Origin of the sequence: Nonomuraea sp. NPDC049646 (assembly GCF_044465525.1) — a bacterium.
Lineage (GTDB): Bacteria > Actinomycetota > Actinomycetes > Streptosporangiales > Streptosporangiaceae > Nonomuraea.
Genome location: NZ_JBITLU010000005.1, coordinates 382,981 through 395,853, shown reverse-complemented (window position 1 = coordinate 395,853; position 12,873 = coordinate 382,981). Strand labels below are relative to the sequence as shown.

The following is a 12,873-nucleotide window of genomic DNA, read 5'->3' as shown; positions in this document are numbered from 1 at the left end:
GACATCTACCGAAAGGAGTCGTTTGTCATGGTCGGAGGACGCGGGCGTTCGATCTCTCCCCGGGAGTTGGCCGACGACCCGGAGAACTGGCCCCACGCGGACCTGTCCGGCCATCCGGCCGCTGCCGTCGTCCAGGCCATCGCCGCGGCTCTGCAAGCAGTGATGGCCGAGCAGGGGCTGAGTTTCCGCCGGCTGGCCGAGGTCAGTGGGGTGAACCGGCAGACCGTCAACGATGTGGTCGTTGGGCGTTGCTGGCCGGATGTGGCCACCATCGCCCAACTGGAGGCCGGCCTGACCGTCCGGCTGTGGCCTGCTTCGCCCGCCGATGCGGGCGGAAGCTGACCCTCGCCGGACTCCTTCTCGCCCTGGTGAGGGCATCATCGATCCTTCCCTCGCCTGCCCTGCTGATCGCAGGGCAGGCGAAATCTAGGCTCGACGCCTCCCTAAAGGCCCCCATTCGAGTTACTCTCGGGAGTGCGCGAGACACTGTCAGTTAGAACCTGGAGGGTGCTCACGCAACCTCGGGTGCCGCCGAGGGCCTAATCTCGGCGGCACCCTGCTCGTCCGGCCCGGCGTCCCACGACCGTCGTTGAACGCCTGGCCTGCAATGTGTCTGTCGCCCTATGCCTCGTCGTTGGCGACTCCCCCCAGCGCGTGACCATTGATGCCCGCGGCGATCGAGAACAGGCCCGGCTCGTGCTGAGTCAGCCAGCCGAGCGCCGTCAGCCGCTTGAGCCGTGCCCGGGTGGTCTCCACCCGGCCTCGCACGTCAGGCTCGCCCAGCGCCTGAGCCACTTCTTTGGCGCGCATCGTCCGTCCGGAACTCGCCATGATCACGACGACCCGCTGGTCGAGCCCGGTGACTTGTTTTGGCGCCAGCGCGACTTTCTCCGGCGAGGTGTGTGTCGGGGCGTCAGGCGTGCCGCCAGAAAGCGCTTGCGCGGGCTGGGGGTGCCTGGCCAGCATCGGCGCGACTATCCTTCGAGCGGTGGCCAGGTCGCTCAGCTGCTCTTCCAGGGCCGCCACCTGCTCACGCAACGACTCAATTTGCCTGCGGACGGACTCCTCGCCCGCAGCCAGTTGCTCCAGCAGCGATGCTTCGCCCAACGTCATGCCGAGCTCCACTTACTGGCGCCGTGCGCAACCCGCAGAGAATGTGCGACTGCACAGAGTCACGCAGCGCCTGCAAATCGTAACTGCAGATGGCTTTGCAGCTCGCGTGAAGAGACACATCTGCAACAGGCCCCTCACCGAGTGCAGCTCTCCCTTCGCAACTACAGACCCGCCAGATGGCCCGACTCGCGCGGCGTGGCATCGCTTACTCCTCAGCCTGCGCAGAGAGTCAGCGGAAAGCCCCGGGCACAGAGTGTCTGGCCGGTTTCGCCACACCTCTGGGATGATCGTCACCGTCCGTTCCCGTCGAATAAAGGAGCCCCTGCTTGGACACCGGACAGCCGCCGACCGACGACCTGCGCGAGTACTACCGAGGCCTGATGAACCGCACGCGCTGGCTCAGCAACGGCATGTGCTGGACGGCGGTGATCCCCGATGACGGGAGAGAGCTCACTTTGGACCAGGTCGCCGCCCGGCTCGCCGGGAACACGCCTTACCGTCTGCATGAGCCGGCGTCGCTCGACGCCGTCGGGCCGCCCGAACGCGACGCCTACCTCGTGTTCGTCGGCGAGTTCGGCTCGGCCACCGCTTTGTTCGAGTGGGGCCATCTTGGGACAAGCCCCGCCGTGCTGCGGCGGCTCAGCCAGAAGGCGCGTGTCTACAGCGCCTGGTGGAACGTCAACGCCAGCAATCTGCTGAGTTTCGCGGCCGGAGGCGAGCACGTCCTGGCGATCGACGCGCTCTTCCCCGGGCGGCAGGAACACCATGCCGGTCTGGCTCAATGGCCCGAACTGCAGGCGATGACGGACTTCTTCGCCGCGCCCGCGTCCGAGGACTCCGACGAGGACGAGGATGAGGACGACCTCGACGACCGCGCCGACTACGACTGGAGGGCCGCCTGCCTCGCAGTCATCGACCGCACCACCGGGGCGCGGCTGACCGGAGAGTGGCTGGAACAGCCGCATCCCTACGTGACGGTCCGCATGCCCGATGCGACCCGCTGACCCCTGAACGGCCAGCGCCAGAGCTGCGTATGCGGGAAGCGATCATCCTCTTCTCGGGAAGCGATCTTCTCAACCCCTCTTGCGCCCCAGGCCAGTCCTATTCGTGAACACCCCACCAGGTCAAAGGCCGCTTCCGAGTAATCGGGAGCGGCCTTCTGCGTTGCCGGGTGACTACGGTTTCTTTCTTCGAGCTCAGCCCTCGGAGCGTTCGAGTCGCTCGCATGATCTAGCGCACTCGGGCCACTCCCATTACTGTCGGCCATCTGTGATCGCATGACTCCTCCGGCCCCCCGAGGTAAGAGCCGGCCATAAGGACGGTGAGCGGTGTCTGATCTGGTGCGGCTGGACATGGACGACGGGTCCGGACATGGTGCGGCCAGGCGGGGCGTGAGTGATCCCCCGGTGGACGACCTATTTGTCCCATCTACTTCGCCCGGTTCCATGGGCTTCTGGGCTGATGGCTACACGGTCCCCGCCGGTGAAGGCGTGGGTATGTCAGCCGCATCGACGCGGCCATCACTCCTTCGTCGAGACCTCCCGTGGATCGTCGCGCTGGCGCTTGTGGCGGCGTTGACCATCGCTGTGTGGCCTTCCTCGGTTCTGCTGGGGCATCACGACGACCCCGTCGTGGCGATGGCGGTAGGGGAACTGGAGGGCCGGCCGGTCGCCGTGAGCGCTGGTAGCGGCTACGACGACACCGCCTTACGGGTGTGGGACCTGACCACGGGCGATCCCGTCGGCGAACCGATCGTCGCTCACCCGGTCGGTGTCCTGACGCTGGCGCTCGGGGAGGTGGACGGTCGGCCGGTAGCTGTCATAGGCGGCTACGACGATGCCGTACGGGTGTTGGATCTGACCACACGCGAACTCGTGGGCGAACCGATGAGGCTCAGTAAGTCTGACCGCGTCGATGCGGTGGCGGTCGGGGAGGTCAACGGTCGGGCCGTCGTCGTCGTTGCGGGAGATTGGGGCGACGCCGCCACCCGGAAGCTACCTGTGCGGGTCTGGGATCTGGCCACGCATGAGCCCGTCGGCGAACCGCTGGTCGGACACACCGGCCTCGTCTTGAGCGTGGCCCTTGGAGAGGTGAACGGTCGAGCGGTTGCCGTCACTGGCAGCGTTGACGGTACGACACGCATATGGGATCTGGTCACCCGCAAGCAGATGGGCGATCCGATAGTCAGCGCGACCGGTGTCGGGAACGTCGCGCTCGGGCAGGTGGACGGCAGACAGGTCGTCGTCTCCACCGACGACGAGAACATATCGGTGTGGGACCTGGCCACCCGCCGACTCATCGGTGCACCGATACCGACAGGTCTCACCTATGGGGTCAGGACCGTAGTGATTGAAGAGGTTGACGGCCGGTCAGTCATCCTCGCCGGTGGTGGTGACGGCGATGACGGCGGTGCCGTGCAGGTTTGGGATCTCGGTACGCATGAACCACTGGGCAGACGGATGAGATACGCCAACTGGGTCGGGAACGTGGCGATCGGACATGTGGCTGGAAGAGTGGTCGCCGTCACCGGAGACGGTGACGGCGAAGTGCGAATGCGGGACTTGAGCGGCCACACACAATGAGCCAGTGTCGCCGAGGACACGCCTCAGGTTGGCCAGGTAGTCCGCGACAGACTTTGACGTATGGAAATACTTCCCGGCGCAGGCGTGGCCTTGGTAAAGGGCGGGGATCGGGTTCTTCGAGGGCGTGCAGTTGACCTACCGGTTCATGGATGAGGTGGTTTCTGATCTGGCGGGGAAGGGCTGCACGAGCACTTCTTCTGACATCGGATTCACTTTCCACGCGGGCTTCTCGGTGTGGTCGATGGGATCTCTGTGGGTTCGTGATCTAAACCATGAAGCTGACGAGGAGGACGAACGCTCAATCGTCGAAGGGGTGTCTGTGCCCCCTACTCGTAGTGGGGCGAGGGCTGAATGGGCCATCTGCGCAGGCAGCCGACCGGTTCCAGGGCGTCGGCGCGAGCCTGCTCGATCAGCTCCCTGCGGAGTCTTTGGGCTCTGTACGTGCTACGGCAGCGTGCTCCAGATCGATTTCCGTCGATGCCTGGATCACAGTGCTCATCAGTGCGTCAGTCAATAGCTGATTCCGGTTCTGACGATGCAACCAGGCTTCTGCGGTCTTGGTATCGCCGGGGTTGGTATCGCGAGCACACCTTGAATGACATAGTGGCGCCCGATATGCTGCTGGAGCTGTTTCTGTATTGACACGTCTCGGCGGAGGCGGCGGGTAGGAATTTCCTTGAAACATCCCGACACTCGCGAATGCCGCGCCCGCGAGCCCGATTGATCGGATCGCTGCGGACATAAGTGATCATGAGTCCGCCGCAACCGGCTCATCCTGGAACACGAACCAGTTGCAGCGAGAGATTGCAGGTCGTGGAATTGGACGCGCTGTGGGTGATCGGGGTCGTCTCCGCCTTGGCCGCGGTATGCGCCGTGACGGCCTCGATCGTGACGACTCGAAGACAGACGGGGCTGAGCCGTCTGTTCGCCGGGATCGCCGTCGCCCTGGTCGCGATTTTTGTCATCATCGCGCGGACCAGGAATCTGCGATAACGAAGAACTGCCGACGCGTGCACGACTCTCATGAGAGTAGTCGTGGCTTCAGTGCCCGTGTGCGTCTGTGCCGCTGCGCGGCGATTCCGGAAGAGGGGACGATCTTCCCACGCCTCAACTGCGTTGAGATGCCCACCGTTGGCCAGATCGGCCTTGGCCGACTGTCAGACCGGAAGCTGTTGCCGCCGTCTGGAGGGGGCCTCCTGAAAGGTGATGCCGGGATCTCTGTAGAGCCCGCAACCGCCTCAGGGGGCCGGCCGTTGCTGCCCGTCACCCGCCACGTCAAGGCGGCTTCCCTTTTCCATCGAGCGGCTCTTGCTTCTACTCCGGAACGGCCTCATGCGACATCCTTCATGCCGTCAGTGGAAGGCTGTGGCGTTGCGCTTGGCCCAGGTGGCGAAGGTTGCGGGGGTGCGGCCGAGGATGTTCTGGACGTCGGGGCTGACGGTCTGTTCGCGCAGGGTTGGGGTGCCGAGGATGTCGAGGGTGGTGTCGGCCACCGGGGCGGGCATGAAGGTGAGCATCTGGGTCCGGGCCTCTTCTCGGGTCTGGTCGATGAAGGTGATGGGCTCGCCGATGGCGTCCCCGATGGCGGCCGCGCGCTCGCGTGGGGTGGTCGGCGTGGGGCCGGTCAGTTCGTAGATCGCCTTCGTGTGGCCGGGCTGGGTCAGGGTGGTGGCGGCCACGGCGGCGATGTCGTCGGGGTCGATGACCGGGAGGCCGACCTCGGCGAAGGGGGCGGCGATCGTGCGGGTCGCCTGGACGGACGAGACCCAGGCGTAGGCGTTGGAGGCGAAGCCGCCGGGGCGCAGGATGGTCCAGTCGGTACCGGAGTCCATGACGGCCTGTTCGAAGGCGGCGAAGGCCTTTCCGTGTGACAAGGAGTCCGGGCGGGTGGCCACTCCCTGGGAAGAGAGCAGGACGATCCTGCCGGAGTCCGCGAACTGGGCGACGACCCGGGCGGGGTCGCCGGCCATCATCAGGTCACCGCCGATGAGGAGGAAGACCGCGTCCGGCGCGGAAGGCAGGTCGGCGGGCGATTGGGAGAGGTCGGCGGCGATCGTGCGGACGCCGGGTGGTACGTCGGCATTGGTGATGCGGCGGGAGACGGCGGTCACTTCGTGGCCCTGCTCCGCGAGGATGCGGACCAGCGTGCGGCCGACATTTCCGGTGGCTCCTGTGACGACGATCATGGCAGTACCTCGATGTTGAGAGTTAGTTGGCTGACTGACTAAGTAGACGGTAGCACGACTTGCGCTCCTGTAGTTAGTCGGATGACTGACTTTTGCGACGTCCGCCTGCGGGGTGGAGGTCGGCGGTGAGGGGGAGGGGTTCATCAGGGCGGAGGTCGAGGCGTGTGCTGGCTGGACGCTGGGCGCACGCGACCTCGTTACGACGCCAGTGCACTGGCTGGGCGTTGAGTGCACACGACCTCGTTACGACGTCAGTGCGCCGCCGGAGCCGCTGATCCCGCTCAACGTCGGGACATGTCCGGATCCGCGCCCTAGCCGCCTTGCGCCGTCACCCCTCGCCCGGATTCGGCACCCGTTGGCCCGGTCGCCAGGGCGGGATCGCTGCGAAGGGGCTTCCCTCCTGTGTGCATGTTCGAGGACGTGGCGGGTCCTCGGTGAGGAGGGCGGTGGCGGTTCAGGCGGTTGAGGCGTGCGGGGGAGGGTGCTCGGCCTGCCTTCGAAGTGGCTCACCGGCCTGGGGGTGAGTGCGAAGGCGGCCAGCAGGGGCGGTGTACAGGTGACGACGTGAATGTCAGGTGAGGGGGGTGGAGTGGCGGGCGCGGTGGCGGCGTACTGCGTCTCTGTTGGCGCACGAGGGGGAGCAGTAGCGCTGGCGTGCGGTGCGTGAGGTGTCCGCGAAGATCGTGTCGCAGCCGGCGGCGGCGCACCGTCCGAGCCGGTCCATACCCCGGCTGACCAGGTGCATCGCCGTGCCGACGGAGATCAGCGCGAACAGCACCGCGCCGAGCGGCTGCAGGTCGTCGCGATAGTGCAGGTGCCAGCCGTGGGCGTGGTCGGTCATCCGGGGGTAGGCGGCCGACTGGGCCAGCATCTCGTTGACCAGCTCGGCCTTCTCGCGCTCGCCCGTGGCGTCGACGACGTTGGTCCAGGCGGCGATGACGGCGAGGGTCTGGTCGAGATCCGACGGTTCGACCGGGCGTTCCAGCACCAGGCCGGCCGTACGGCAGCGATGGGCGAGTTCGTCGGCGGACACCGGTGGGTGGTTCGCCAGTTCCGCGGCGAAGTTCACCACGTCCGCGCCGTAAGGGTTGAGGTGCACAAGGGCATTACATCAGCCTGTACGTCATGACGCGAACAGCAACGGAACAGGATGTTCCGGAACTCGTCCGCCTCCGGGCGCTGCTCTTCGACGACCTCGGCGGCGACTTCTTCAACCCCGCGGACGCCGATGACGACTGGCGCGACGCGCTCGCCCGGGTCTTCAAGCGGAAGCTGGCCGAACCCGACTGTCAGATCCTGGTCGTGGACGGCGACACCGGCCTGGCCGCCTGCGGCATCGGCACGATCGAACAGTGGTTCCCCGGCCCCCACTCCCGCAACGGCAGGATCGGCCACGTCATCGGCATGGTCACCGACCCGTCGTACCGGCGGCGTGGGCACGGCCGGGCGATCATGCTCGGCCTGCTCGACTGGTTCCGCGACCGGGACGCCGTACGGGTCGATCTCACCGCCTCCCGCGAGGCGGAACCGCTCTACCGGCGACTCGGCTTCGCCGACCACCCCGATCCCCTGCTGTGCTGGAAGCCGTGAGGACATCGCGATACCGCTGGATCATTCTGGGGGTCGCGACCTTCACGCAGGCCGCGTCCGCGTTCTTCGTGCAGGGCATCGGCGCGATGAGCGTCCACCTGCAACGGGACCTGAGGCTGAACACGACCCAGCTCGGCCTGCTGCAGTCGGCGGCCCAGTTGCTTCCGCTGGCCGGGCTGCTCGTGGCGGGACGGCTGCTGGACCGCCACGGCGAACGCTGGGTCGTCGGGATCGGCGCTCTCGTGGTCGCCGCCGCGCTGGCCGCCGGGAGCGCGACGACGGGGTACGTCTCCTTGGTCGTCGTCCTGCTGGTCGTGGGTGCGGGGTACAGCGCCGTTCAGCCGGGTGGGAGCAAGTTGGTGGCGTCCTGGTTCGATGCCTCGAAGCGCGGGCTGGCCATGGGGATTCGTCAGGCGGGGCTTCCGCTGGGCGGCGTCCTCGCCGCGTTCGTGCTTCCCGCGCTGGCGACGAGCTTCGGCCGGCGGTCGACGTTCGTGGCCGGCGCGCTCGTCGCATTGTCGGGCGCCGTCGTCTTCATGGCCCTCTGTCGTCATCCGCCGGACCGGCGGCCGGCGCCGGGCGCGTCCCGTGTGCGGCCGGAGCTGTTGCGCGGACCGTACCTGAAGAAGGTCATCCTGTCCGGCACGAGCATGGTGGCGGTGCACAGCGGCGTGGGCGTCCTCACTGTGCTGTATCTGCATGAGGTGGCGTCCATGGACGCCGCCTCGGCGGCCCTGGTCTACGTCGCGGTCCAGTGCGCGGGCGCGCTGGGCCGGGTCTGCCTGGCGGCGTGGAGCGACCGGCACAGCTCCGGCCGCTACGCCTGCGTCATGACGTGCCTGGCCGCCGTGATCATCGGGATGACGCTGCTGGCCACCCCCGTCGGCCGATCTCCCGTCGCGGCGTGCCTGCTGTTCAGCTGGCTCGGCTTCTTCGGAATCGGCTGGTACGGCCCCTGGATCGCCTACGCCGCCGAATCGGCGCCGCCGGACCACACCGGATCCGTCCTCGGACTGGCCATGGCCGTCAACCAGGTGGCGATCGTCCTGACGCCACCTGTGCTCGGCCTGCTCACGGACCTGACCGGCGGCTTCGCGCCCGCCTGGGCCCTGCTCGCCGCGCTGACCGCGGCCACCATGGCGGCGACCGCCCGGCCGTGACCGGTTCGGACGGCCGCCGCCGCAGCCTCCTCTGATGACGATGCATCGGCCGCGTCCTCTTGCCGGATCGTCACCAGGGCAGGGGGCCGTCCTCGCTGAAGAAACCGCCGGTGGGGCCGTCCTCGCCGAGGGTGGCCAGGCGCACCACCACGGCCGCGCCCTGCGCCGGGGTGAGGAAGCCGCTGTGGCCGTTGATGTCGGTGTCGACGTAACCAGGGGCGGCGGCGTTGACCAGGATGTTCTCTTTGCGTAGCTCGTTTGCGTACTGCAGGGTCAGCGCGTTCAGCGCGGCCTTGGACGGCGAGTAGGCCGCTGACGTCAGCCCCGACAGGGGCCCGTCGACCTCGGCGGTCAGCGTCAGCGAGGCGGCGTGGCTGGAGAGGTTGACGATCCGGGCGGCGGGGGATCGCCGCAGCAGCGGGAGCACCGCGTTGGTCACGTTGATCACTCCGAGGACGTTGGTCTCGAACACCTCGCGGACCAGCTCCACGTCCACGGCACTGGGGACCCGGTCCAGGGCGTCCTGGGGCGCGGCCTGGCCCGATCCGGTGATACCGGCGTTGTTGACCAGCACGTCCAGGCGGCCGAAGCGCTCGTCGATCCAGGAAGCGGCCGCCCGGGCGGTGGAGGGGGCGGTGACGTCCAGTTCGAGCGCGTGTGCGTCGCCGCCCGTGGCGCGGATCGCCGCCGCGGCCTCCTCGCCGCGGCGCGCGTCACGGGCGCCGACCAGGACGGTCACCTGCCGTGCGGCCAGCAGTTCGGCGACCGCGCGGCCGATCCCCTTGTTCGCGCCGGTGATCAGGGCCACCTTCGGCTGTGACGTGTGCTCGTTCATGGGCGGGGTTTCCTTCCGAGTCGGGCGGTTGAGGTGTCGCCGCTTTGTCCATGGAGACTCCGATCCAGGGGATCCTGTGACGCTGTTCCCCTGTGGTGTGCGTCACGTCCGTGCGAGGCGGAGTGGGGGCCGTCCGGCTGGGAGGCTGCCGGTCCGGGACAGACAGTCGGAGGGCGGTTCCAGGTGGTCCGAATGCCGTCTTCGATGTCTGTCGGTGATCGCGCGTCCGAGGAGGGTCGTATGGCAGCTTTGGTCGCTGCTCGTGACGGGGAGCGCATGCCCATGCGTTCGAACGGCCAGGACTGGCTGGTGTCCTGGCACCCGGTCGACGACCCGCAGGAAGGCCGGTCCAACGGCGCCGCCGGCGTCTGCGTGACGGCTGCCGGCGGGCTGGTCCTCATCAGTCATGACGGCGAGCACTGGGGTTTCCCGGCCGGACGGCCTGAGGGCACGGAGACGATAGAGGAGACCCTGCGCCGGGAGATGCTCGAGGAAGCGTGCGTCACGGTCACCGGCAGTCGCCTGCTCGGGTGTTCCCGCAGCGAGTGCGTGCGCGGGCGCGAGCTCGGCCTGGTCCTCGTCCGCTCCTACTGGCGTGCGGAGGTCCGGCTTGACGATTGGGCGCCGCGGTTCGAGATCCGGCACCGGCGGGTGGTTCCGGTGTCCGAGGCGAAGAAGTACGTCCGCGATCCCGACCCGGCCGCGACCCGGATCTCCTTCCGCGCCCTGGACGAAGCCGCCGACGCCTTCAGCCCCTGACCTCGGCGAGCGTCCTCGGCGGCGCGCAGACGGCGTCCGGGGGCGACAGCAGCACCCGCGCCGGCCCGACGCCTCCCGCCGGCTGCGCCGGACGCAGGCCGATCAGACCGCCAGCGGCCCACCGGGGAGCGGATCGCACGCCCAGAGACCGGTGCCGACGGCCCGGGAACCGTGCGGTGAGCCGGTCGCGATTGTGGTCCGCAGCGGCGAGCGCGGCTGGTTTAACGGCGAATGTCAAGAATGACGCGGTGATTGCATTCAGGAATGTTCTGCGGTTCGGCATTTCGACCTCCCGGGCCGGGCGCGACCCTTTTTAGCCTGGGCTAAAAGGCATTGTGGGGCGTGTTGCGGCTGGGGCAGGCTTCCCGTCATCGGGGCGCACCGGGTCCGGTGAAATCGCCGAACAGCGGTGTCGCCGTGGTTCCGCACGGCCGGAGAGGACGAGAAATGTTCGGAACGGGAAATCGGACGAGGAAACTGCTTGCCACGGCGGCCGCCGCCGGAGCGGCTCTGACGATCGTGGCCCCCCCGGCTCGGCCGCCGCGTCGGCGTCGGCGTGGTGCCAGTCGAGCTACCTGGTCTACAAGTACTGGAAGTCGGACGGCAGCATCGGCAGCTGGAGCAAGAACTGCAGCGGTGACTACTCGCTCAATTCCAAGGGCTACAAGCTGGAGCCCGGCGGCTGGTCCGGTTACATCGACTACAGCGACGGCACCTGGGATTACTTCTGCGACTTCCAGAACAAATGGCTGGGCAAGCGGGTCGTCAAAATCACGATGGCCGCCGCGAAGATCGAGTACTGCGTCAATAAGTGATCGCCGGGCCGAGGGGTCATCGGCCGGGGCGCAGGCCGTCCAGCAAGACGGTGAGGTAGGCGTCGGCGAGGGCCTGTGAGGGAGGCTGGGCGCGGGCGACGGCCAGGGCGGTCCGGCCGAGGAGCGTCGTGACGACGGCGGGGTCGAGGTCGGTGCGGATCGCTCCCTCGCGGCGCGCCCCCTCGATCATCTCCTCGACGGCGGCGGCCAGCCCGGCGCGCAGGGCGGTGGTGGCCGGCAGGTCCAGGCCGTTGAGCTGGTCGTTGACGGCGTGGTGGGCGGTCTGGAACGCGATCAGCTCGCGGAGGAAGGTCCGCAGGGCCTGGTGGGCCGTGGTCTCGGCGAGCAGGTCGCCAGCGCGCTGGACGACCGGTTCGAGCAGACGGGAGACGGCGGCGTCCAGCAGGGCGTCCTTGCCGCCGAAGGCGCGTACGACGGTCGCGGCCCCCAGCCCCGCCTGCTTGGCGATGGCCTCGACGGTGAGCGTCGCGCCGGGTTCGGCCAGCAGCGTCATGGCGGCGTCGAGGGCGAGTCGGCGGTTGCGCACGGCGTCGGCGCGGCGCTTGGGCTCAGCGGGTGTTGACAACTGAAATGCTCATTCCACATAGTTAACTGGAACGCTTATTTCAGTTACTGTACCCCGAGGAGCCCTGGTGAACGAGCGCATCCTGATCTCCGGGGCCGGCATCGCCGGGCTGGCCCTGGCCCACTGGCTGGCCAGGCTGGGCTTCCGGCCCACGATCGTCGAGCGCGCCCCGCGCCTGCGCGCCGGCGGCAACGGTGTGGATCTGCGTGACCACGCCGTCGAGGTGGCCGCGCGGATGGGCATCATGCCGCGGGTGCGCGCGCTGGCCGCCGACGTGCGCGGCATGAAGTTCGTGGACGCCGGCGGCCGGCCCGTCGCCCGCGTCGACACCCGCGACCCCGGCTCGGTGGAGATCATGCGCGGCGACCTGGTGGCGCTGCTGCATGGGGCGACCGACGTGGAGATCATGTTCGGCGACGCGATCAGCGGCCTGGACCAGGACGGGCAAGGTGTGCGGGTCGCCTTCGAGCACGCGCCCGCCCGCACCTTCGACCTGGTCGTCGGCGCCGACGGCATGCACTCCCGCGTGCGGCGGCTGGCCTTCGGGCCGGAGGAGGAGTTCGTCCGGCACAAGGACCACTACTTCGCCTTCGCCGACGCCGACGCCGCGCTCGGGGAGGACCGCTGGGTCACGATGTTCAACACGCCCGGCCGCATGGCCGGCGTCTACCGGTCGGGCAAGCACCCGCAGGCCAAGGCGTACTTCATCTTCCGCTCCGCGCCGCTGGACTACGACCGCCGGGACGTCGCCGAGCACAAGCGGCTGGTGAGCCGGACGTTCGGGGACGAGACGGCCTGGCGTACCCGGGAGCTGCTCGACTCGGCCCTGGCCGACCCCGACTTCTACTTCGACGCGCTGGGCCAGGTGCACATGGACGCGTGGTCCGAGGGCCGCGTCGCGCTCGTCGGCGACGCCGCCTAGTGCGCCTCGCCGGCTTCGGGCGCGGGCGCGGAGCTGGCCCTGGTGGGGGCGTACCGGCTGGCGGGAGAGCTCGCCGCCGCCGGTGGCGAGCACCGGGTCGCCTTCGCGCGGTACGAGGCCGCCCATCGTCCGCTGGTGACCAGGAAGCAGCAGATCGGCCCGAACGTCCGTCTCATGGTGCCGAGAACCGAGGGCGGCCGATGCGTCCGGGACGCCCTGGTCCGCCTCCCGCTGATGAGGGCCATGAGCGCGGTGGAACGCCACGTCCGGACCAGGACCACCCACCCCCTGCCGGACTACGGCCCGGTCCGATAGCGCGACCGGC

16 protein-coding genes are annotated in these 12,873 nt (G+C 68.5%); 10 read left to right on the top strand and 6 right to left on the bottom strand.

Features of this window, described 5'->3' with window-relative positions; genetic code table 11:
* Positions 1–27: 27 nt before the first annotated feature.
* Entirely contained in the window at positions 28–342 is a 315-nt protein-coding gene (locus ACIBQ8_RS17450) for a helix-turn-helix domain-containing protein (RefSeq protein WP_397192409.1), read from the top strand.
* 279 nt (positions 343–621) lie between these two features.
* On the opposite strand, the gene ACIBQ8_RS17445 is transcribed toward ACIBQ8_RS17450, so the two are convergent.
* Positions 622–1,113, bottom strand: coding sequence for a hypothetical protein (locus ACIBQ8_RS17445; protein ID WP_397192408.1), 492 nt, complete (start codon positions 1,111–1,113; stop codon positions 622–624).
* 326 nt (positions 1,114–1,439) lie between these two features.
* Here ACIBQ8_RS17445 and ACIBQ8_RS17440 point away from each other — a divergent pair, with 326 nt between their 5' ends.
* The 3 genes from ACIBQ8_RS17440 to ACIBQ8_RS17430 all read left to right on the top strand — a co-directional run bounded on the left by ACIBQ8_RS17440 (position 1,440) and on the right by ACIBQ8_RS17430 (position 4,688).
* On the top strand, positions 1,440–2,117 hold the full coding sequence (locus ACIBQ8_RS17440; RefSeq protein ID WP_397192407.1) for a DUF6461 domain-containing protein: 678 nt from the start codon (positions 1,440–1,442) through the stop codon (positions 2,115–2,117).
* Between the two features lie 324 nt (positions 2,118–2,441).
* A complete protein-coding gene (locus ACIBQ8_RS17435; protein WP_397192406.1) occupies positions 2,442–3,695 on the top strand; it encodes a WD40 repeat domain-containing protein in 1,254 nt (417 codons plus the stop codon).
* An 813-nt stretch (positions 3,696–4,508) separates the two neighbouring features.
* Positions 4,509–4,688, top strand: a complete 180-nt coding sequence (locus ACIBQ8_RS17430) for a hypothetical protein (protein ID WP_397176619.1) — start codon at positions 4,509–4,511, stop codon at positions 4,686–4,688.
* A gap of 359 nt (positions 4,689–5,047) precedes the next feature.
* Here the strand turns inward: ACIBQ8_RS17430 and ACIBQ8_RS17425 are convergent, their stop codons facing one another.
* Positions 5,048–5,881, bottom strand: a complete 834-nt coding sequence (locus ACIBQ8_RS17425) for an SDR family oxidoreductase (protein ID WP_397192405.1) — start codon at positions 5,879–5,881, stop codon at positions 5,048–5,050.
* A gap of 571 nt (positions 5,882–6,452) precedes the next feature.
* Positions 6,453–6,980 (bottom strand): CGNR zinc finger domain-containing protein, encoded by a 528-nt coding sequence (locus tag ACIBQ8_RS17420; RefSeq protein ID WP_397192404.1) that lies wholly within the window; start codon positions 6,978–6,980, stop codon positions 6,453–6,455.
* A 26-nt stretch (positions 6,981–7,006) separates the two neighbouring features.
* On the opposite strand from ACIBQ8_RS17420, the gene ACIBQ8_RS17415 reads away from it, so the two are divergent.
* Together ACIBQ8_RS17415 and ACIBQ8_RS17410 are read left to right on the top strand one after the other, a co-directional pair.
* Positions 7,007–7,471: a GNAT family N-acetyltransferase gene (locus ACIBQ8_RS17415; RefSeq protein WP_397192403.1), complete on the top strand. Its 465-nt coding sequence runs from the start codon at positions 7,007–7,009 to the stop codon at positions 7,469–7,471.
* Complete coding sequence (locus ACIBQ8_RS17410) at positions 7,468–8,631, top strand: MFS transporter (RefSeq protein WP_397192402.1); 1,164 nt, start codon at positions 7,468–7,470, stop codon at positions 8,629–8,631. The genes ACIBQ8_RS17415 and ACIBQ8_RS17410 overlap by 4 nt, the downstream gene beginning before the upstream one ends.
* Positions 8,632–8,701: 70 nt before the next feature.
* On the opposite strand, the gene ACIBQ8_RS17405 is transcribed toward ACIBQ8_RS17410, so the two are convergent.
* Positions 8,702–9,466, bottom strand: coding sequence for an SDR family oxidoreductase (locus tag ACIBQ8_RS17405; protein WP_397176629.1), 765 nt, complete (start codon positions 9,464–9,466; stop codon positions 8,702–8,704).
* Between the two features lie 240 nt (positions 9,467–9,706).
* Between ACIBQ8_RS17405 and ACIBQ8_RS17400 the strand changes: the two genes are divergently transcribed.
* Positions 9,707–10,225, top strand: a complete 519-nt coding sequence (locus tag ACIBQ8_RS17400; protein WP_397192401.1) for an NUDIX hydrolase — start codon at positions 9,707–9,709, stop codon at positions 10,223–10,225.
* On the opposite strand, the gene ACIBQ8_RS17395 is transcribed toward ACIBQ8_RS17400, so the two are convergent.
* Positions 10,215–10,364 (bottom strand): hypothetical protein, encoded by a 150-nt coding sequence (locus ACIBQ8_RS17395; RefSeq protein ID WP_397192400.1) that lies wholly within the window; start codon positions 10,362–10,364, stop codon positions 10,215–10,217. The two genes, ACIBQ8_RS17400 and ACIBQ8_RS17395, sit on opposite strands and share 11 nt — an antisense overlap.
* A 196-nt stretch (positions 10,365–10,560) precedes the next feature.
* Between ACIBQ8_RS17395 and ACIBQ8_RS17390 the strand changes: the two genes are divergently transcribed.
* Positions 10,561–11,040, top strand: a complete 480-nt coding sequence (locus tag ACIBQ8_RS17390; RefSeq protein ID WP_397192399.1) for a hypothetical protein — start codon at positions 10,561–10,563, stop codon at positions 11,038–11,040.
* Between the two features lie 16 nt (positions 11,041–11,056).
* On the opposite strand, the gene ACIBQ8_RS17385 is transcribed toward ACIBQ8_RS17390, so the two are convergent.
* Positions 11,057–11,626 (bottom strand): TetR/AcrR family transcriptional regulator, encoded by a 570-nt coding sequence (locus ACIBQ8_RS17385; RefSeq protein WP_397192398.1) that lies wholly within the window; start codon positions 11,624–11,626, stop codon positions 11,057–11,059.
* A gap of 67 nt (positions 11,627–11,693) precedes the next feature.
* On the opposite strand from ACIBQ8_RS17385, the gene ACIBQ8_RS17380 reads away from it, so the two are divergent.
* Together ACIBQ8_RS17380 and ACIBQ8_RS17375 are read left to right on the top strand one after the other, a co-directional pair.
* Positions 11,694–12,548: an FAD-dependent monooxygenase gene (locus ACIBQ8_RS17380; RefSeq protein WP_397192397.1), complete on the top strand. Its 855-nt coding sequence runs from the start codon at positions 11,694–11,696 to the stop codon at positions 12,546–12,548.
* 42 nt (positions 12,549–12,590) lie between these two features.
* On the top strand, positions 12,591–12,863 hold the full coding sequence (locus tag ACIBQ8_RS17375; RefSeq protein ID WP_397192396.1) for a hypothetical protein: 273 nt from the start codon (positions 12,591–12,593) through the stop codon (positions 12,861–12,863).
* Positions 12,864–12,873: the final 10 nt, after the last annotated feature.